Origin of the sequence: Paenibacillus sp. FSL K6-1122 (assembly GCF_037977015.1) — a bacterium.
GTDB classification, from domain to species: domain Bacteria; phylum Bacillota; class Bacilli; order Paenibacillales; family Paenibacillaceae; genus Paenibacillus; species Paenibacillus amylolyticus.
Genome location: NZ_CP150272.1, coordinates 3,092,943 through 3,115,064, shown reverse-complemented (window position 1 = coordinate 3,115,064; position 22,122 = coordinate 3,092,943). Strand labels below are relative to the sequence as shown.

At 45.3% G+C, this 22,122-nt stretch carries 15 protein-coding genes; 5 read left to right on the top strand and 10 right to left on the bottom strand.

The window, feature by feature from the left end; translation table 11 throughout:
• Nucleotides 1-129: 129 nt before the first annotated feature.
• The 5 genes from NSQ20_RS14410 (at nucleotide 130) to NSQ20_RS14390 (ending at nucleotide 8,050) form a co-directional block, all read left to right on the top strand.
• A complete protein-coding gene (locus NSQ20_RS14410) occupies nucleotides 130-1,929 on the top strand; it encodes an ABC transporter substrate-binding protein (RefSeq protein ID WP_340032813.1) in 1,800 nt (599 codons plus the stop codon).
• A gap of 87 nt (nucleotides 1,930-2,016) precedes the next feature.
• Nucleotides 2,017-2,601 (top strand): AAA family ATPase, encoded by a 585-nt coding sequence (locus tag NSQ20_RS14405; RefSeq protein WP_076327850.1) that lies wholly within the window; start codon nucleotides 2,017-2,019, stop codon nucleotides 2,599-2,601.
• 309 nt (nucleotides 2,602-2,910) lie between these two features.
• Nucleotides 2,911-4,950, top strand: coding sequence for a serine hydrolase (locus tag NSQ20_RS14400; RefSeq protein ID WP_340032812.1), 2,040 nt, complete (start codon nucleotides 2,911-2,913; stop codon nucleotides 4,948-4,950).
• A gap of 386 nt (nucleotides 4,951-5,336) precedes the next feature.
• Nucleotides 5,337-7,418 carry an ATP-binding protein gene (locus NSQ20_RS14395; protein WP_340032811.1) on the top strand — a complete coding sequence of 694 codons (2,082 nt, stop codon included), beginning with the start codon at nucleotides 5,337-5,339 and terminating at the stop codon, nucleotides 7,416-7,418.
• Entirely contained in the window at nucleotides 7,415-8,050 is a 636-nt protein-coding gene (locus NSQ20_RS14390) for a response regulator transcription factor (protein ID WP_339187879.1), read from the top strand. Before NSQ20_RS14395 ends, NSQ20_RS14390 begins: the two co-directional genes overlap by 4 nt.
• Before the next feature lie 149 nt (nucleotides 8,051-8,199).
• Here NSQ20_RS14390 and NSQ20_RS14385 read toward each other — a convergent pair whose 3' ends face one another.
• The 10 genes from NSQ20_RS14385 to NSQ20_RS14340 all read right to left on the bottom strand — a co-directional run bounded on the left by NSQ20_RS14385 (nucleotide 8,200) and on the right by NSQ20_RS14340 (nucleotide 21,671).
• Nucleotides 8,200-9,165, bottom strand: coding sequence for a TIM barrel protein (locus tag NSQ20_RS14385; RefSeq protein ID WP_340033027.1), 966 nt, complete (start codon nucleotides 9,163-9,165; stop codon nucleotides 8,200-8,202).
• Between the two features lie 230 nt (nucleotides 9,166-9,395).
• Entirely contained in the window at nucleotides 9,396-11,102 is a 1,707-nt protein-coding gene (locus NSQ20_RS14380) for a hypothetical protein (RefSeq protein WP_340032810.1), read from the bottom strand.
• Between the two features lie 204 nt (nucleotides 11,103-11,306).
• The gene (locus NSQ20_RS14375; protein ID WP_036608671.1) at nucleotides 11,307-12,179 is read right to left on the bottom strand and encodes a carbohydrate ABC transporter permease; all 873 of its coding nucleotides are present in this window, start codon (nucleotides 12,177-12,179) and stop codon (nucleotides 11,307-11,309) included.
• Nucleotides 12,180-12,217: 38 nt separating this feature from the next.
• Nucleotides 12,218-13,120 (bottom strand): ABC transporter permease subunit, encoded by a 903-nt coding sequence (locus tag NSQ20_RS14370; RefSeq protein ID WP_017688833.1) that lies wholly within the window; start codon nucleotides 13,118-13,120, stop codon nucleotides 12,218-12,220.
• Between the two features lie 111 nt (nucleotides 13,121-13,231).
• A complete protein-coding gene (locus tag NSQ20_RS14365; protein ID WP_315939630.1) occupies nucleotides 13,232-14,833 on the bottom strand; it encodes an extracellular solute-binding protein in 1,602 nt (533 codons plus the stop codon).
• 395 nt (nucleotides 14,834-15,228) lie between these two features.
• Nucleotides 15,229-15,657, bottom strand: coding sequence for a hypothetical protein (locus NSQ20_RS14360; RefSeq protein WP_340032809.1), 429 nt, complete (start codon nucleotides 15,655-15,657; stop codon nucleotides 15,229-15,231).
• Between the two features lie 184 nt (nucleotides 15,658-15,841).
• Nucleotides 15,842-18,085, bottom strand: coding sequence for a helix-turn-helix domain-containing protein (locus NSQ20_RS14355; RefSeq protein WP_053061534.1), 2,244 nt, complete (start codon nucleotides 18,083-18,085; stop codon nucleotides 15,842-15,844).
• Nucleotides 18,086-18,106: 21 nt separating this feature from the next.
• Nucleotides 18,107-19,330 carry an MFS transporter gene (locus NSQ20_RS14350; RefSeq protein WP_340032808.1) on the bottom strand — a complete coding sequence of 408 codons (1,224 nt, stop codon included), beginning with the start codon at nucleotides 19,328-19,330 and terminating at the stop codon, nucleotides 18,107-18,109.
• A gap of 49 nt (nucleotides 19,331-19,379) precedes the next feature.
• Entirely contained in the window at nucleotides 19,380-20,432 is a 1,053-nt protein-coding gene (locus NSQ20_RS14345) for an ROK family protein (protein ID WP_340032807.1), read from the bottom strand.
• Between the two features lie 36 nt (nucleotides 20,433-20,468).
• On the bottom strand, nucleotides 20,469-21,671 hold the full coding sequence (locus tag NSQ20_RS14340) for an ROK family protein (RefSeq protein ID WP_340032806.1): 1,203 nt from the start codon (nucleotides 21,669-21,671) through the stop codon (nucleotides 20,469-20,471).
• Nucleotides 21,672-22,122 lie beyond the last annotated feature (451 nt).

The window sequence follows — 22,122 nt, the reverse complement described above, 5'->3', positions numbered from 1 at the left end:
AAACCTCCATTAACCTTTCTATGCTATATTCTAGATGATAAAATAGGAATATAAATAGAAATTAAAATCGACAAAACTTCTTATTTTAGAGGAATACGTCAGAGTTCACCTCCAGGAGGGAATCAACACTTGAAATTACATCAGCAATATCTGCTGTTACATCGTCATTACGGTCACCACACAGAACATGAACTTACACTCGCCGATCTCGCTGAGTTGCTAAATTGTACACACCGCAATACGTTAACGATTGTCAAAAAGATGGTTGCCCATGATTGGATTCGTTGGGTTTCCCAGCGTGGCCGGGGTCGACGTTCTTCACTGACCTTGCTTGTTCCGGCTGATCAAATCGCCGCAGAATATATGATGCAGGCCATGAATCGCCGGGAGTTACAGGAAGCTGCCGAGCAGGTGAGCGCATTCTCCAGTTCAACAATCATGCAGGATCATCTAAACCAGTGGTTGCTTGGATATTCAGGACATCATACGGAAGCCGGCACCAATAATGAGCAGATTGATACGCTTCGGTTGCCCCTGCGCCAACAGCTTCATGCGCTTGATCCGCTGTTCATTAATCTATTAGCTGAATCCTTTGTTACCAGCCATGTCTTTGACGGGTTGGTTCAGCGGGGTGAACAGGGAGAGATCCTCCCATGTCTCGCTCATACCTGGGATGTCAGTGCAGACCGAAAGACCTGGATCTTTTATTTGCGAAAAGGTATTACATTTCACGATGGTCAGTTGTTGACAGCCCATGATATTGTTCATACGTTTGAACGGCTGCAATCTACAGATCGCCGGACACTGTACCGTGATGTAAGTAAACAGATTCTATCTATTGAAGCGGTCGATTCCTTAACCGTGTGTTTCCAGCTTAAAGATCCTCATGAATTGTTTTTGTCCTTCCTGACAACAAGTCGCGCGGCGATTGTACCCTCACCAGGAACAAACGAACATAAGATGAAGCATTCGGGTGATGTGCATGGGATGCAAAAACCTGTTGGGACGGGACCGTTCAAGGTCACCGCTTGGGATGATCACTTGTGCAGACTTGAAGCCTTTTCATCGTATTTTCAGGGTAGAGCACATATGGACCGGGTAGATATCCTGCAGATTCCGTGGAGTGCCTCGGCAAAAATGGACGATAGCCAAGATATCGAAACTCCGTTCTTTCATCTTGTTCATAATCCGTCTTCATCTGCGGGTGCAGAATGGACACAGATTAGTGCAGGTGTAATGGTTCATAAATTACTCACGTGTAATACACAAAAAACCGGACCGTTAAACGATCCGGAAGTAAGAGCACACCTTCAGTCATGCCTTGCTGGAATGTATAGAGATGACGGACATGCAGTTGACTCTGAAGTCGTGGAGACTGATTTTAGTGCGGTGAATACCGGGATGGTTGACCCAGAGGGATTTAGAGATATTACTAAACGACTTACTTCGTCCACTCCCATCTCACTGCAAATTGCGACCATCCCACAGTATCGCAGGGATGCCCAACATCTGGCGTCCATACTGGAGCTGTGCGGTTTCTCCTGTACCGTCCGAACCGCTACGATGGAGCAGTTCAAAGGAAATCTGCGGCTGGAATCTGATCTGATTCTCTTCTCTCTCATTCGGGACAGGGACGAAGAACTGCGCAGGTATGATCTTTACTCCACGTTGTCTGAGCATCTGGAAGATTCTACTCGTATAACGATCCATGAGATCTTGCAAACCATCATCGCCTCTCCCATCGCTGCGGATCGAACTTGTGAATTAGATCGAATTGAGCAATTTTTGGTTGGTCAGAATTTACTGTTCCATTTATCCGAAAAACCGGTAGAAACCGCTTATCTGCCTTCCGTGCGTGGTCTATCTTTCAACAGCCAGGGCTGGGTAAACCTGCGTCATATCTGGTTTCCTTCGCAGGTGATGAAGTGAGATTGTTATGGATTGTGCTAAAATAAGCAAATGATATTAGCTCACATCTTACACGCACTTGCACCATACTAAGGAGGCATTACATTCATGAGCAAACTAATTTTCTTTCTCGGCGGGGCCGGAAGTGGCAAGACCACCCTTGCCAAAGCCCTTTCCCGTAAACATAAAGCGGCTTTCTTTGATATGGATATTTTGCTTCGTCCCGCGGCTGAGGCGATCATGACCCTTCAGGGACTTGATCCTTCCGACCGAGATTCGCCTGAATACAAAAGGTTGTGCCGTGATCTTGGGTACCGCATTACGATGGACGCCGCTCTGGATAACGTTCAGTTGGGTATCGATACGATTGTTGTGGGGCCATTTACCAAAGAAATCGGTACCCCTGACTGGATCGAGCAGGAACTCGCTCGAATTAGACATACCCTGGATGATACGGATGTGCGTGTGGCCTATATTTATCTTGAGAATGAAGCGTTGTATCACAAACGAATCTCAGCAAGACAATCCCCACTAGATGAATGGAAGTTAGCCAACTGGGATGCCTTCACAGCTTCTCTCGTCCGTAAAGAAATAGCCTGGCCTCTCCCTGCTTCATCCGTCGCTTATATTGATAATTCCAGTGATGATCCTGCGATTGCCTATGCTGAACTTGAACGACGGATGTACGAGTAGTTTTATAAAATCTACTTCCCAATTCCTTTGCACTATGTCGCTTTGCATGGAAAATAAAAGACGAAACAAAAAGAGGTATTTGTCGAGATCCCCGTTGGGTCCATCATGACAAATACCTCTTTTCATATATTTAAGATCATTCCAAACTCACTCTTCATCCTCCACAATTGCGGGATCACGCAAAAAGGTTTGCGGAAGTCCTGCCGTAATAAGTGCGTACTACGGAATCGCCATTACATTCGAACTGATAAATTATAGATGTACTTAAATGTAAGAGAACGAACATATCTCAACTCAAAGGAGAATTTCATGAAATCTCACGTAGCAACATGTCCAACTCGACAACAACAACACAGCTACAAATCAAATCCTAATTGGAAACGTGCCGTAGCCAACATCCTCCTGGTGACATCTCTAAGTTTCACCACAATAACCAGTGTATCGGCAGAGAGCAGTCTCCCTCTTCCTCAGGTAAGTCCTCAGGAAACTGAATCGTTCATCAATCAATTCTTCGCCCAACCTGAAGTGAAGTCTGCTCTGAAAGGTGCCGTAGTTACCGTTGTTCACGATCAACAGATCGTTTTGAATAAAGGATATGGTTATGCCAATGTGGAAAAACAAATCCCAGTCGACGCCGACTCTACTCTATTCCGTGTAGCCTCCATCTCCAAAACGCTGACAGCAACCGCTATTATGCAATTGGCAGAGCAAGGTAAAGTAAAACTTAATCAGGATATCAGCGCATACACAGACGCTTTGCATCTGACCAACCATACCGGAACAGCGTTAACATTGGATCATCTGATGACCCACACCAGCGGGTTTGATTTTACAGATGCAGCAGCTATACCCAGGGAGTTGAATCATTCTTATCCGCTTGAGCAATTCATCCAGGACAACAAACCGTCCGTTGTTCGCAATCCAGGAGAAGTTTTCCGTTACGACAATTACGGCTATGCACTCTTGGGCTACATTGTTCAGAAACAGTCCAAACTTCCGTTTGAGACTTATGTACAACAGCATATATTCAACCCTCTTGATATGTCGGATAGCCATTTTACACTAAGCAAAGACACACTGAGTAAACTCGCAACTCCTTATGGCGCTGAAGGACAGGAGCTTCCGCAATATCCCAATATACCGGACAGCTCCCCTGAGGGCGGATTAATCACAACTGGACGGGATATGGCTCACTTTATGCTTGCGCAACTCAATCAAGGTTCGTACCAGGGTGCACGTATACTCGAACCGTCATCCGTCCAAGCGATGCAAACGTTGGATGTCTCCATACACCCGGATATACCTGGCACAGGTTACGGATTCGAATCCACCTATTCGCAGTATAATCATGGACGTAAAGTGGTGAGTAAAGCAGGTGATCTTGACGGATTCCACTCCAATCTGTGGCTGTTGCCTAACGAGAAGACTGGACTATTTATCGTCTCCAACAGTGATGGACCAGATGTGAGAGAAGCGCTTTTCCAAGCATTTATGGATCATTTTTATCCAAACAACAAGACGCATTATAGTGATTATAGCGTACCCAAGTCTTCACTTCGTACCTATGAGGGACTATATCGGGATATCCGCTTGCCCGCATGGTTGTATGATATTTCAGCAACAGAGAAAGGTCTTCAGGTTATAGATGCTTATGGCACTCACACCTTAACCCCCGTTAAGGACATGCTGTTCATGGATGAGGACGGCAAGCTTGCTGGTTTCAAAAAAAATCAGTCAGGTGAAATCACGTATTTCTATTACAACAAGTCAGATAGCTGGTCCGAGAAATTGCCAGAAGCCAGACCTTATGAAGATGTGCCAGAAGACCATCCCTATGCTCCGTACATCTATCGCTTAACACAGATTGGCCTGTATCCCCAGGATCAATCCCTATTTGAACCAGAGAAGCCTGTAAGTCGTGGGGAGTTTGTAACACAGGTTGTGGGCATAAGCGGGATGTCCATTTCAGCTCAACCACCAAAATTTAAAGATACCCAATCAAGTCCCTACGCCGCCTACATTCAAACTGCCCTTGAACTGGGCATTGTACAAGGTAATACTCGTGGATTGTTCCATCCCGAGCAAGCCATAACAAGGCAAGAGGCCGCGGTGATCATATCAAGAACGGCACAACAACTCCTTGGCGCACCTGCCGTAACTGCCGATCTCATCGGTTCACAGGATCGTTGGGCTGAAGAAGGTGTCCAGTTTGTGGTTGCTCTAGGTCTATACGGTCCGGAAGTATCTGTATCTAGCACCGGTGCTGTGGATTATAGATCGAAGCAACCTATGCTCAGGCAGGAATCATCAGTTTTGATGTACAAAATGTTAGGCACTCTGCTACATTAACATAGAGTGATGCTCGGCAAGCCATGTCATTGCTACATGGCTTGTTTTTCCACTTCATTTTACCAATGATACATTTTATAAGAACGGATGATTTTACCATGCGACTAGGACTCTCATTACATAGATTCATGAAAACTAAATTTAATATCGTGTGGTTTGTAACAATGTTGTGCTTTATAGTGACAGCCACGTATATCCATATCTCTTCATTTATGAATCCTTATATCGGACTTTCGTTGACACCAAATGCCTCCAATTCTTGGGCAGTACATGATGTAGATTCGCAAGGTTTAGCATATGCATCCGGGATTAGATCAGGTGACACAGTTATCTCCTTGGAACCCAAAAGAGAAGTCCGGTTACTCCATCAAAAAGGTGTATTCTTAGTGACTGAAGCCTACACCATCGGCGTTGAGAATTCTCACGGTCAGGCATCCGAACATACCATGAAGCCTGGACCACGTGAATGGTTCAACATCGGCTTCTCATCCATAGTAGAATTATTGCTATTGTTGACCGGAACCTATGCCTTCTTTAACCAACCCGGTTCACGAGTGATGCGCCTGTTCTACCTCCTTAACCTGTCCATGGCCATATGTATACTGACGATATACACATCCCAGTTGCCTTTATCCAATTATATTCTGGCCTTTTGTGCGGCATGGTTACCTTACTGTCTAACTGCTTTTTATGTGTCTTTTGTATTCCGTACCCGTCTGCATCGTTTCCGGTGGTTACTATTTATCAGCAGAGGTATTGCAGTTGCTTATTCTGCAGGCCTAGTATTTTTGTACATCAAGCAGTGGATGATGACCTATGTTCAGATCAACCAAGGCATTACCACCGTCAGTACTCCTATTGCGCCGTCTGGTCCAACCAATCTGCTTAACTTTATACTTTGTGCAACCCTTCTGATCTTAATCTGGATGACATGGGTTTATCGTAAAAGCTACAATCGCAAGGAGCAGAACCAGCTATTGCTCATGTTAACAGGAATACTTGTTAGCCTGATTCCCTTCATCATATGTTTTGCTATTCCAACCCTGCTTCAAGGTGAACCATTATTGCCTGTAGAGTACACATTAATTGGATTTCTGCCTTTATCATGGATGTTCACTTATGTACTTGTACAACGGAGTATGCTTGACTTGAAACTGGTTATTCCAAGATTGATGATTCATGGACAATATGTTTTAATCGTTTTTTTACTGTTTCTGGCCGCCTCTCACCTGCATTCGTTAATTCATATCAGCTTACTGTTTGTCTCGTTTTTGCTGATCACTTGGGTATATCAGTACATGCTCACACGCTCACGCAAGAAAAACAAACTTAACAAAGACTGGTTGGAACACCAGCAACTTCGGTTGACTGTGCGAATGGCTGAGCAGCAAAACATGCGGGACATGATTCACGTGTTTGCCGAGATGTTCCACAAGATGCTGGATATTGAAGGTGTAATTGTCATATGGATTGATGATAAGCACAGATATTCTCAGGAAGGTACAGGGGTTTTTGCTTCCATTCAGAATATAGATAACCAGGCGTTGGATATTGAAGTTTTACGACAGAAAGTTGATTTGGCACAGGTTTGGGAGCTGTCGGGTGAGCCCACTACGGAGACGATAGGATTTCTGGGCATTGGTCACAAAGAAAATCGCACCCTTTTTTCAGCAGAGGAACAGGATATCATTGATAAAGGCAGGCTGGAAGCAATTCGAATGCTCGTCAATGGCAGACTCTTATCCGATCTGCAGAAGCGATATGAATACCGTGTAGACCAGACAGCTCTTCATGAACACCAGATACGCCGTCATCGGCAGTTCAATGATATTATGATGGAAGCCCAACAGGCAGAGCGTATGAAAACCTCTTATTTCCTTCATGACCAACTGCTTCAAAACCTGATTTTCCTGTCTCGTGATTTGGAGGAATTACACGATACCGGAGAGACGCATAAGGATCAAACGGCTGTTTGGCTGGAGTGCCTGTATGCTTCCCAGAGAGATATACGTCAATTATGTGATGATCTCTACCCTCATATTATGGATCGAAGTGATCTCGAGGAAGCGTTGCAATGGCTCATCCGTACACTTCAAATACAAAGTGGCATCAGAATGGAACTAAACTACAACGCCCTCTCTGAAGAGTTGAAGCACGAACCTCTGAAGTCCACCGTCTTTCGGACGATCCGCGAACTCATTATGAATGTGATGAAGCATGCACAGGCGTCGTTTTGCTCCATTCAGGTACATACAAGGGATACTGACTTGATTCTACAAGTAGAGGATGACGGCTTGGGGTTTAATGTTCATACCACATTTGATACTGCAACAGGGCACTTCGGTTTGATATCCATACAGAGCAGCATTCAACATCTCGGTGGAGAATTCACCATACATTCCAGCCTTGGCAAAGGAACCTCAATCAACATCCGTTTGCCTTTAACCAAAGGAGCAACTGAACAATGAGCGAACCCATTACAGTCGTACTACTTGATGATCACCCCCTGGTCATGGAAGGTCTCAACAACCGCTTAAACCGCGAACCCGGCATACAGGTAATGAAAACATTCAGCGATCCATTGCTTTTTTTATCCGAAGTAGAGGCGTTGCGACCAGATGTCGTTGTGATGGATATCCGCATGCCCCAGCTTGACGGGTTCGAGGTTGTGAGAAGATTGAAAGATCAATACGGGTTATCCGTCAAAATTATATTGTTATCCGGATACAACTATCACGAATTCCAGTTAAAAGCTTATGATCTGGGCGTTCATGCCTACTTGTCGAAACAAGCAACGTATGGACAGATTATCAACGCCATTCACCAAAGTATGTTGGGACATGTTCTTATTCCAGAGACCATGTTATCCCCTAATCTGGAGGAATCACTCACAGCAACTGAACGGGAAGTGCTTAACCGCATTGCACTGGAGATGACCAATAAGGAGATCGCACAGGATCTGGCGATCAGTCAACGTACAGTGGAGTATCATATAACCTCTATTACGCAGAAATTTGGTGTGAAGTCCAGAATTGGTGCTGTAGTCAAAGGCTATCAGGCAGGGATTCTCGGTGACGTAACACTCCCTGAGAAACGGTAAAAACATGTACCCGTTTAAAAGAACAACAAAAGAGCAGTAGAACACCCTCTAACGCAACCTGAGGTTTGTTCTGAACCGCTCTATTTGTTGATTTACTTTACTATGAGGTTTTCCTATAAGGAGCATTCATGCTTGATACGTCTGCTCCTTTACCCGCGCTGACGTGCCGCTTGACGTTCAGCAATGCGAGACTTAATCATTCCGTGACTTTCATCAATCTCTTCCGGTGTGCACGCGGCTTTCAGCTCATATACTTTCACCGGAGAACGGTCGATAATATCCAAAAACGAATCAAAAAATGTCATGTCTTTGCTATGAATGTATGGACACCAATGATCTGCCAACCCTACGGTTTCATGAATATGCACGCCAACCACGTGATCAATCAACGTGTTAGCCTCACGTACATTATCGTACAGCCCCATTCGATCCATCATCATGCCGTGACCAATATCGTACCAAAGACCAAGCGGTGCGCCCTTCATTTGTCCAATAATCGTTCCCGCTTCGTTCAAAGTCGGCATCTGATAACAGCGTGAACGGGTCTCAATACCGAAATTCACCCCGTATCCCCGCTGCTCCGACAAGTTACATACCTCTTCCAGACTCTCCTGAATAAGGCTCAGGTAATGTGCGCTGCCATCTTCCCGCTTCTCCAGCATCTCTTGCCATAAAGATTGATATGCCGGTGAATCCGGTCCTTGATCGTGGTATATCTTTTTCAATACTTCATCTATATTGTATTCAAACGGAACCTCACCCGGATGTACAACGACAGCCTTGGCCCCATAACGATGTGCGTACTCGGCTGAGCGAAGTAACAGCTCAATCGCCCGTTTGCGGCGCGGTTCATCATCGAACCCAAGCAGTACGGAATCCGTCCCGTAATCGGGATCAGCCACATGCGGGAATGTATTATGCACACTGGATACACCGATCTCGCCACGTTCAATCATCGGTTCTATCGTCTGCAGCATCTCTTCCGTAACGTTATAATTCAGTTCAACTTGTTTGAATCCAAGAGACTTGATCTCTTCGATCATGCCTTGTCCGTTCGTATGACGTTTGATATTCCAACATGTTGAGAACGAATATTCCTGTTTGTCCGTATACATCATTGGTTCCTCCTGTCTCTCATTCTATCGCCCATTCATATTCCATTTATCTCTATCTATATAAGTTGAACCAATAAAATTTACACTAGATCACTCCAATTGCAGTACCATCTTCCGATGCAGCTTTCTTGCAGAAAGCTTTCAGGCGAACGCTCCGCTTCTTCAGATCGGTTCTGCACTCTTCGTTCTCGTGTAAATGTTCAGTTCATCTTATATACCTATTCATCCCTCTAACCGTTGTCTTCACGGAGGGTCAATTCAAATCTCATCCTGTTTGCAGTCTTCCCAGGCACATAACGATAGATGATCTCCGCATGATTCACGTACATTAACACGGATGGTTCAGGTGCTTCAGCCTTCACGGTACACGTAAGTCCTGGGAACTGCCATAACGCTGGTGTAATGTCCTGTTGCCGAAGGGATGGCCCTCTGATTTCAAAATAAACATCGATTTCTTCCGCCGTATCCAGCTCCACATCAATGGTTAACGAATCTGGTGTGAGATCCGCATCAAACGTTACTCCGCGCAGATGACTGTTCCACCCCTCGCCTACCTCACGGCGGATCAAGCGGAGATAATAACGCTCACCCGTCTCTGTCTGCCAGTGGATCGTAGCTGAATGCATCTGTCCATTCGTATTCACACTTCCCGACATGGCCCCGATCATCCGGTCCTCACCAATCCAGGCTTTGGCTGTACACAAATTTCGATTGGACGTTGGATCATTGCGCTCACACAGTTCCATAAATTGTTTCTGCACAAGCCGATCTTCTTGATGAGCCTTGAAATACGGCACGGCTTCAGCGGGCACATCCACCCCAAGGAGCGCAATCAATGGATCATGGCCTGACTCACAGTTGATTCCTGCCAGATATTCATACCCTTCTCCAAGCAAGAGATAGATAAATACACCGATCGAACTATGCTCTCGCATCTCCATGTCGTACGCCCGGGAGAACGGGCCGGAGAGATTCTCCAAGTTGGCATTGTAATATAGCGCAATGTTATTCCACAGCCCATGTTCAATCCGGTGTCCAATTTCGATCAAACGTTCCGTGAGTCCATACTTTCGATACATGCCAAGCACGGACAGATCCACCCCGTAATACGTTGTCGTGTTGAACTCGGCGAATGTGCCGTCGTATTGTTCGAACTCCTTCATCAATCCCTCCGCCTGTTCATCCGAATGCCGAATCCAATCTGTCCGGTTCAAGCGATGGCCGTAGTAGTGGGTGATGAAAATATGCATTAACTCAATATTCGTGTTCATGGGAATTACGTCGGATAACCTGCGTTCTATTGACCCTTGAACAGCCAGTTCCATCGCATGGTCCATCCGTTTCATGAGTGTCTCCGGCATATGTTCGACAAATTCGGCAGTTACGACCACACAGACACAAGCGATAAACTCGCGCCAGTTGGGATCATAGCTGATCCAGACCGGTGGCAGAACCTGATTCACTGCCGAATAAAAAAGGTGTTTCAGTTGTTTGGGGTCTGCTGCCTCTGTTAGCAGAGAACCCTCTTCCTGTAGTTTATGGATAAACTGCGCAGACACCTTCTCAAAGGTGCGTTCCAGGAAATAGGCCGTGCCTGGCGCAAAAGATTTCCAAGCATAGTGACCCGCTGGTGGATGCACATCAGTTGGTCGGGTCGCGAAGGTTCCGTGATAGATCTCATCCGGAGCGTCATATTGAACATCGAGCACCTTGTGGAACACTCGTATCGCGCGTTCCGCATCACCAGGCTCATTTCGAATTAACAATCCGAGCGCATAATGTGCACTGGCTCGTGTGCTGTGCTGCGATGAATCCTCTTCTTCGAAACTACGAAGCAGATCCATTTCCTTGTCATAGAAGCTATCCATCATCAACATGGACTGATTTACAAGATACTGTTGCTCTTTCGACATCTTCTCTACCCTTCGTTGTGTCATGTCATGGACCTCCCGAGACTATAGGTGTGTGTTCAAAAAGGTCAGTTTTCAGTACCAAGAAGATGGAATTAAGCTAGAAATGGAGTAGCGGAGCGTAGGACAACTACGTGAGCAACGGACATTTCGGCTAAATTTCATATTCGATGCTGATGATGCCACTAGGCATCATTCGTAATCAAAAGTGAACTTTTTGAACAACCTCTATTAACCTTTTACAGCACCTACCATTACGCCACTGATAAAGTACCGCTGCAACCACGGATACACAAGCAGGATCGGTAACGTTGAGAATATAACGCTGGCTGCTTTCAGACTCTCAGGCAGGACTTGAACAGCACCAATACCTTCGTTCTGCATCAGTTCTGTAATCTGGTTTTGCTGAATCATCTGATACAACTTCAATTGCAAAGGATACAGTTCAGGTTTCGTAATATACATCAGTGCATCCTGAAAACCATTCCACCGTCCTACCGCGTAGAATAGGCTCAGTGTTGCCATAACCGGAAGGGATAGTGGCAAGATAATGCGCATAAGTGTTCCAAAGTGGCTGCTTCCATCAATGCCTGCTGCTTCTTCCAGACTTTCGGGAATCCCTCTGAAGAAGGTAATGAGGATAATCATATAAAACGGACTAATCAATCCAGGCAGAATAAGTCCCCATGTGCTATCGAGTAAATGTAGATTTTTGATCAGAATGTACTCGGGGATAATGCCGCCACTGAAGAACATCGTCACCACAATCACAAGCATGAACCACTTGCGCCCTTTCAGATTACTCTTCGCCAGTGGATAAGCTGCTGCAATGGTCATCACCATGCTTAGTACCGTACTCAGGACGGTCAGCCAAATGGTATAGATGAGGGAACGAATCATCGATCCATCTGCAAATACTTTGGTATACGCCTCAAAGGATAACTCTTTGGGGAAAAAGGAAACTTCTCCTGAACCGATCGCCCGGTTTGAACTGAGCGAGATCGCAATAATATGAATGAATGGTGCAAGACACACCACCATCGTAATGATAATAAGAATGACGTTTACCGTGTTGAATATTCGATTCGCCGTGTTTTCAGACATCCCACTCACTCCTTACAGATCATATGTGAATCAATCCACTACATAATGCTCTCATCGGTTAATTTCTTGGACGTATAATTTGCTCCGAGTATGAAGACAAGTCCAACTAATGCCTGGAACAAACCTACAGCTGTTGCGAGCGTAACTTGACCAGACTGTAAACCGACACGATAGACAAATGTGCTGAGCACATCCGAGTATTCACGTACAGCCACGTTACCGATTATAAACGGTCGGTCGAAGCCGATAGAGATCATGTTGCCGACATTGATGATCAATAAGGTAACAATCGTTGTTTTGATGCCTGGCAAGGAGATGTGCCAGATTCTGCGTAGCCGACTTGCTCCATCCACTTCTGCGGCTTCGTAGAGTTCCCGGTTAATGCCCGTGAGAGATGCCAGATACAGAATCGTACCCCAGCCTGCACTCTGCCACACGCCTACCGCAAGATACGTAAAGAGCCAATAGTTTTTGTCTGAAAGGAAAGGTAATGGATCAAATCCCATGCTCATTAAGATATTGTTAATGAAACCAGATTGCGTACCGAATACTTGAAGTACGATCCCTCCAATAATAACCCACGAAATAAAGTGAGGAATGTATAGTAAGGTCTGTGCCAACTTTTTGAACCAGGCCTTCTTCAGCTCGAACAATAAGATGGCCAATATAAGTGGTGCTGGGAAGGAAACCAGTAGATCCAGCATGTTAAGTACTAACGTGTTGCGTAATGCCGTGTAGAATCCCTGATTTTGAAATACTTCTCTGAATGCATCCAAGCCAATCCACTCACTACCGGCGATCCCTTGAAAGAAGTTAAAGTCCTTGAACGCAATCTGCACGCCATACATTGGCCCATACTTGAAAATAATGAAGTAGATCATGGGCAGTAGGAGCAACGCATATAGTTGCCAGTTTCTGCGGAAATAGATGCTTGTTTTCATATACCTTCCCCCCATGTCATTCAGGATTCTTCATCAAGGCGATGTTGCCATCACCCTAATGAAATCCCTGTTCTTTGTTGTCATACACATTAGATGTGATCTCTACTCTACTTATTTCATCGCTTTGTAAGCTTCTGTACGTTCATCCAAGATTGCTTGACCACCGCTCGCCATGTAGTCCTTCATCATGCTGTCATACGTAGCTTCAAAATCAGCGGGTTTGGAAATGGTTGTTTTCACGAAAAACTCCATAAACTTGTCTTTCAAGCCGTTACCGTAACGTGCTTCTGCGTCAATCGGTTTGGAGAAACGTACCGGTTGAATGGTGTCCGTGTTAGAGATCGCTACCGACTTGCGCATATCATCCCGATACTTCGACTCTACCTGTACGACATAAGCCTCTTCATTTTTCTTGTCATCTCCAACGTATTTACCATTGACGATAATGGCAATGTCACCGGAATTATAGATACGACCTGCGATTTCAGGAGAAGCATCATCTTTGATCAGTGGAACTCCATCCACGAGCTCATAGTTCTCGTTTTCAACACCGAATTGCAGATCGAACAGGTTGTTGCCCGAAGCCATCCAATCCAGATACTTCATCGCGGCTTCCGCATTTTTGCTCGATTTTGGAATCATGACATACATCGCATTGGGTGCATATGCCGGTTTGGCGAATTTGCCTTCGGAGTTTTTGAATGCATCAATCGGTGTCATCACTGCACCAGGTTGATTGGTTTGCAGGTTTTTGTACGTACCGGAGATATAAATCTCCCCTGCATCCTCGGTGTAGAATCCAACTTTGCCGTTAGATACATCTTCCCACAGCTTTTTCTTGTCTTTGTCGAGTCCAAAATCCTTGCTCATTAATCCTTCATTATATAGTGTGTTCATATATTTCAGAGCGTCCTTGAAACCAGGCAACAACGTTGGATAGTCATTGGAACCCAGTTGTTGCGTTAATGTATATTTCTGTTCTTCCGTCAGCGGTTCAATGAATGACCAGATCAGTGGTTCATATTGAGCCGAGGCAATGGACATCCCCATCGGAATAAGTCCTGTGCCAACCTTACCCGGATCTTTTTCCTTAAAGGCTTTCAGTGTTGTATGCAGCTCCTCAGCTGTCTCAGGGGAAGGCAATCCGAGTGCATCCAGCCAGTCCTGACGAACATAGGATGCGTACTTGCCAAGTACAAGACGTTTACCTGGAACCGCGAACTGTTGTCCATCGTATTGACCGTAGGCCAGCGTTTCATCTCCCAGGAACTTCTTCAGGTTAGGACCACTTTGATTGATCAGATCCGTAAGTTCGGTCAGACCTCCTTGCTCTGCATACCGGTTGAATGTTCCCGAATCGTAGGTAAAGACGATATCAGGTACTTCAGAGCCACTCGCCATCAGAACGTTAAGTTTCTGTACTTCCTCCGAGCGTGGTACTGGAACAAACTGAACATCGATGTTGTTTGGATCACCAAACTTCTCTTGAATGAAGCGAGTCAGATAACTGTCCGAAATGGTGTAGCCCGCCGGAGTGTTTCCCCGATCGAAGATTTCTACTTTCAAAGTTGTTTTTTCCCCCGAACCCGACTCTCCAGATGAAGATGTTGATTCGCTTCCCGACGAACATGCAGATAATAATAGAGTGAATGCTGTTACCACTGCGAGGATTGAACTTGCCTTGCCTGCCTTACGTCTTTGAAATAATCTCATTTGACCTTTCCCCTTTCGCACACTCTCTGAATGGATTCACATGATTGCCACTCCACTTTGTTCATCCCATTTTGTTGCACCTGTGAATGTCACTAATCATTACATGAGATCTGATATTTAGACAATAAACTATTTTCAAAATGTGAAATTCACGTTTTTTAAGTTAAACCCCGCGATATATAAACATATTTCCTGACAATATACAATTTTCACACCTTTAATGTTAACTATAATAACATATTGTGTTGCATTCATTTTGATTTCTCATAGACAATCTGGCATCACCCATCTTGCAATAATCTTTTTTCCATTAAATCTCTCTTCAAAAAATGAAAAAGAGACCACATCTTATGTGATCTCCTTGTTTAGCAACACGTGTAGAACGATTCGACGCACTAATTCCTTGGGGGAAGATTAAACTTCATTTGACCAAACAACGTATCGATGGCATTTCCCGCAAATTGATCGATGACATGTTCGTTGATCGTGTCCGTATGTTCCAAAATCAACACATTATACTTCTCATCATAATGCATTCCGCCCAAAATAAATCGTACTGGAATGTTCTGAGATGTCCCTGCCTTCGAAATGGCTTGAATAAGTTCGGATTCATGCCTTTGTTGACTTGTCGTGTAGGTACCAACAGGTATAGTCATCGTATATGACGAGTCATCTACATGAAATGTAAATGTGTTGTTGCTTGCTGTAATGGTAACCCGTTTACTGATATCTACCGATCCCCACACTTGCTGTCCATATTTGTACACCATCTTCAACTCCTGCCCTATTAATCTATGAATTGTCATAATGCTAGTATAGGACATTCGTAAAATTCCTTAACAACATACCAGCTACACTGGCCTAAGATCGTGGTTGAACATCCAAAAAATCTCCTGCAAAGGACGATAAGGGACGAAACCTTATTGCCTCATACAGGAGATTTCATAGATATCTCTAGGATCATTGGATTTCACCCGATTCTCGGATGTTCTAACACGTGCAATTCCGTTATTGATCCCCTTGTTTTCCACTCTGCTTGCGGTAGTCCCCTGGTGTCACGCCCATAATCCGTTTGAATACCCTGCCGAAGGAAATTGCATTGGCGTATCCCACTTGCAGAGCAATATCCTGAACAGCCATATCGGATGCAGACAACAGACGACAGGCCTTTTCGACCCTCAGTTTCACCAGAAAATCAACAAACTTCATCTCAAACTCTTCCTTGAACAGATAACTCGCATATTTGCCCGAGATCTGGAACCGATCACTCAGATGTTTCAGCGACAGATCCGGATCATCAAAATGCTCTTCAATATATATCCGCAGCTCGTTGATCATCGCGCGATGACTTTTCGTTTCATTTACAGATACATAATTGCGATAAACCTCTTTAAGCCACTCCTGCAAAATCTCTTGAATCCCCTCGAGTGTCTCCACCTGCTGGATATCACTGCGAAGACGAGTCAGGATTTCCTCGGCAAATTGGCTTTGCAGCCGCTCAGACAGCTCCCCGAATTCACGGGACAACATCTGGATTAACGCCTGCAGCAACATGCGAATATCGTTATCTGTAATCTGATCTTCATTAAACGCAACAAACATCTGATCCAGCTGCGTTCGCCAACCATCGCCGGTTAGTCTGAATTCACGGACAAAGTCTGCGAGCATCTGCAAATACTTGTACGATTGCAGCTCAATACGATCCGGCAGTTGCTCACTGAGAACGATCGCATCTTTACCAAGGGTAAGTCTATGCTGCAAACCCGCATCTGCACTCGCATAGGAACGAGTAATCTCCTCCCAGCCCGGTACGGTTCGTCCAATCCCGAACGTAAACCGTAGGCGGAAGTTTTCCGCAATCCACATATGCATCTGCTTAGCCAGATCCATAAGTAATTCACGGTCCAGTCCTTCCTGCTCATCCGATGCAATCACCACAATAAGCCTGCGGTTCCCAAACCATTCAGCCCAACCGCCGAACTGGGTCTCATTCTGCACAAGTTCTTCCACTACGTTCATAAGCGCAATCTTCAGAATATTCTGATTGGTCGAGAGATCGTCACCATTCATCTCCGCAATGAGGACAGCAACACTCTTCGGTTCCATGAATCGTTCCTCTAGCGGTTGCAGATGGCGAAGTCGCTGACGGAACGAATCCATCCGCTCCCCTTCCATCAGATCAACAAGCAACTGTCTGCGATGAATCAGCAAGTTTTCATGATGTTGTTTCTCATAGTCAACCGTTTGAGCAATCAGATGTTCCAGCGCACGGTCGATGAGTGCCAGTTCATCTTTGACGGATGGAGTTGCTTCATTCTCCTCGGCACGTGGCTGTAACGCCTGAATTCGATTCATGATCAGCTGGATGGGGCGTGTATTTCTGCGAGTAATGTAGATTAGTCCCGCCACCGCACCAACAATCGTTAATAAACCAATACCGATCCACACATAAGAAACAAGGGATACCCATGAATACAGCTGTCCGGATTGAATACCACTCTCGAAGACCAGACCAAGCTTGTCCGCAGTCACACGATTAAGGATTTCACCTGCTGAAGGGTCCATTTGATGCGCGGTATAGATCAGATTGTCGCTTTTATCCCGAACCTGAAGAACAGATAACTTTTCATTGGTCATGTTATCAATCTGCCGTTCCACTGCATACATGCGGATGGTAATGACGAGCAGTCCTTCCCCGCCCCACGGTAACGGAAGCCACTTATTCATGCTAATCACCTGTGAAGGTACGTCGAAGGAACGTTCCTTATAATCACGTGGTAGATTCCAACCGAGGTTATCCCGATCTTTCAAGGCTTGCTCAATATAGGCACGATCTTCGAAATCTTCCAAACGCATCATGCCTCTGGGCGTAAGAATCTGGGAATCGGACATGCGATAGAGATAAATGGATTGAATCATATCCTGCTGATCCAGCATACGTCCCAGCCCACTTGCCGCATCATAGATGAACTGACTCGATAATTGTCCCTGTCCAGCTTCCAGAAAGCGACTATATGTTTTGTTTGCACCAATGTCTTCAAGCAACCGAAGTTCAATGTCGCTTAGCGAGCGCTCCAGTGTATCCACGATATAGCGGGTGGAGATCATGTCGGCTTTTTGTGTTTCGTTACGTGAGAGTTCGTTGACAATCAGGAAGGAGAGAAAGATCAGAATGGAAATCGTAAGCAGAAAAATAGGAAAATACGAATACATCAACTTGGTGTGCCAATTCCGCTTCAGATTTACTTTCATAGGCTCCAACTCCTTCCATCTCTATTCTAATGAGTATGCTCTTCTCTGTTCTTTGGCCTGCCTGCTGACGATATATAGAATCACTGATCCTAGTCCCGCACTGATCGCGCAAGCCAGATACATCAGTGATGGACCGCCGGAATCGAGTAAATATCCGTTCAGCATATTACCAACAATTCCGCCCAGGCCAGCAAACACCATGTTAAATAAACTTTGTCCTGTGGCCTGCATTTCCCGTCCCGTAACCGAAGCCACATATTCCACTGCTGCGATATAAAAGAATCCGAAGGATAACCCATGCAGCACCTGAACGCCAATCATGACCTCAGGTGTCGGCCATAGCCATTGTATCCCCCAACGTAACATATACGCCCCCGCTGCAAGCAGCAACGTGCGTTCATGCCCCCATTTTCGGAGTATGAATGCCGCTGCCAACATGGATGGAACATTAGTAATTGACGCCAGCAACAGTGCTGTACCCGTCATGGTCACCGAACCGCCAGCCATCTGAAATGAAATAACAAAAAAGGAGTTAAACGCAGTGAGCGTTTGGTTAACCAGGAAACAGCCTGTTAGAAATAGAAGGAATGTCCGGTTTCGGAGCAATCTTGCCAAACCTACGGAGAAGGTTACCGAGGACGAGGATATACTCGTCTGCCGGGGGAGTGTACTTGCCAGTATAGCGCTCAGAATGTTAAACAGGAGAAATGGTAGCCATAACATGTGAATGGAAAACTGGGAGAGATACATCCCTGCGGCAAATCCCCCAACTCCCGTTCCTATGCTGCCGAAGAGTCGGATCATGCCATATGAGGTGTTCGCGGCTCTCGCGGCTGTAACCGCATAGGAGTCAGCAACGGGTATTTGAGTCACTTGGAATATAGTGCATAAAGTATAAATCAATATTAATATAAAGTACACTTGAATATTGTAGAAATACGCTAACGATGCAGGAACAAGCAGGCTTATCACCAGTACGAACCGTGTCTTTTTAAACTTATCTACCAGAATTCCCCATATTGGTTGAAGAATAATGGATACAAGTGTGCCAAACGCCATAATAAATCCGGTTTCTTTACTGGAAAACCCTTGTGCTACCAATATGGGATTAATGTACGGGTTAAACATCCCCCCAGCAAGCCCCATAAACAGATATAGGCCCTGTAATTGGAGTAAAACACGTTTTGCATCATTGGAATCGGCTTTTATTTTCTCTGTGTAAGCCTTCATATGTCTACTTCTCATCCGGATCTCCATCCTTTATTTCTGTAGTTGCTTCGCCTATTCTCTATTTTTATGTGCGTGTCAGACTGGACTTGATTGCAGCCAATGCCCCGATTGCTCCTGCTTTGTTCCCCAGTTCAGCTACAGCTAAAAGTGTAGGCAGAACAGTGTAACGTTGGAGGCGTGTGCGCACTTCGTTTAGATAATAGGATGGGTTGGATGCAGCCACGCCACCACCGATCACTATAATGGAAGGATTGAGTAAAGCCGTAATATTCGCCAGACCTCTCGCCATATAACGCATGGGTAGTTCCAGAATCTCCAGGGCAGCAAGATCACCCGACTCCGCTGCTTTGAATACATGCCTGGCTTCAATCTGTTCCGCTTCCCCTCCTGCCAGACTCATGATCAGGGATAAGGAACTTCCCTTTCCAGCAGCAAAATAACGCCTCGCCTGTTCGGTAATTCCCGTACCTGAAGTCACTTGCTCAAATACGCCAAAGGAATCCGCATCAGCAACGTAACCGGTATGAAGCCCTTCGTCTCCTGCAATGAAATGCCCAATCTCACCTGCTGCTCCATTCTGGCCGCTATAGAGCTGTCCATTCAGGATAAGAGCAGATCCAATGCCTGTTCCAACCGTGACCATTACACAGTGTTGATGTCCCTGTGCTGCCCCTTGATCATATTCTCCCATTGCGGCCATATTCACATCATTATCCAACATGATATTCCCGCTGTAATACTTCGCAATCACAGGGCGAATATCTAGCTCAGGCCACTGAAAAGCCGGAGCATTTCGCAGTATTCCCTCCTCTTGTAGAATCACACCAGGGAATCCCAAGCCTGCACCTTTAAGTTGATCCAGACTGCATCCAACTTCGCGGCAGAATATTTCCAATTCAGTGAATAACCATCGGAAGAACTCATCCGGCTGATCACTGGCAAGCGTAGGCAAGATACGTTCATGAACTTCATTTCCAGCCTCTTGTGATGACAAGAGCATTAATGTTTTGGTGCCTCCAATGTCAATACCTGCAAGCCAGCCGGATGGATCACCTCCAACCGTACCATTCTGATTGGGCTGATAATTATTACTTACGTTTTTCACGGATTCTGTCATCCCTTTTCCCTCCTCACATGTTGTATATCCAATCTCTTATTCCATGGCCTGCTGAAGGTTCAGCATCGTTTGTTGTATGGCTACCTGTACCGCGCCAGTGACAACAGCCTGCTCACCAAGCTTGGAACAGATTAACTGTGGTTGCACAGGGAATTGCTCAGAGATGATCTGCCTCAGTAAAGGCAATAACACATCACCGTTCCCTCCTACACCTCCGCCAAGCACAATGAGATCCGGAGCAAGCACAACGCTAATCTGACACAGAGCTGAAGCAATCTTCTTGCTGTATTGTTGTAGAATGTCTAACGCCTCTACTTCTCCACTGCGCGCAGCTTCAAATAACCTCTCGGGAGTCAGGTGTCTGTGAAGATCATCTGCACCCGAATCAGCAGCCTCCAATAATAGTTCATCATGCTGATCTAGATAATCTTTCGCCAGTTGCATCAGACCATCAGCGGACAGCACTTCCTCCAGACGTCGGCCATCGTCCACCAGCATCTCCGCGATCTCTCCAGTTAAGCCACCTAAACCTCGAAGCAGTTGGCCATGTACCATGATGCCAGCGCCTGTCCCTGTACCGATGGAGAAAAAAACAAACAAGGGATATCCTGCTGCTGCACCACTCCGATACTCCCCAAGCGCTGCAAGATTCACATCATTTTCCAGAATTACTTCACAGGGAAAAGCTCCTGACAACGATTCTAGAGAGAAAGCTTCTTCCAGACCCGCTAACGGGTCCACAATACGATTGATACGCCCTGATTCAGGCAGCACTACGCCTGGTATACCAAACCCGATGCACTGAATCTGATCCCAGTTCAGATGATTCTCATCAAGCAGTTCGTTCATATGGCTTCGAAGAAGCTCCAGCATCGTCGCTTCTGCTCGCTCATAAGCTCCTTGAACAACCATGGGATATGTTCGATAGGCAATGATCTCTCCATTCAGATCGGATAATGCAATCCGAATGCGTGTTGCGCCGATATCTATCCCACAGACATAATAAGCCGTTTCATTGAAACGAATGAGGGTTGCTTTTCGACCCTGAGCGTTGTCAGCTGGCCCCATTTCCCTCACCAGATTACGGTCAATCAGATGTTCGACTGCCAAAGATACTGTTGGTTTACTAAGTCCGGTCTGACGGCTGATTTCCGCTCTCGACATGGTTCCCTGAGTTATGAGGGCATCCATAATGAGATTTTCATTCAGATTGCGGATATACTGCGGTGTGCCAGCCATGTTATCGCCTCCTCTTATAGTTAGCATTTTTCATAATTCGATTAAAGTCGCTCTCGGGTACAAAATATAGACGAATAACACCGTTTCGATCTATATCTTGCTGATTGTAAAACGCTCTTGGAAATTATGCTAAATGCTTAGTTAGTTAGGTTTATTAACAAATTGATTAAATTCAATATATCATCGTGTTTGGTAGGTGTACAGCTTTTTGTCATTGCACTCTTTTAGTAGAAAGTTTTACTAGAAAGAACCAACCTTCACCTATAACACAGAAGCCTAATAAAGGAATTATTATACAATAATAGACGTTTATACATTTCCGAAACAGTGACACGCTCATAGAATACCTTATCACGATCAGGGAGGTTTTAATATGTATAGAAAACATCATAAATGTCATCATCCAAGACCAAAGTGTTTTTACAAAAAAATTACGAAAACTTGTGTTACC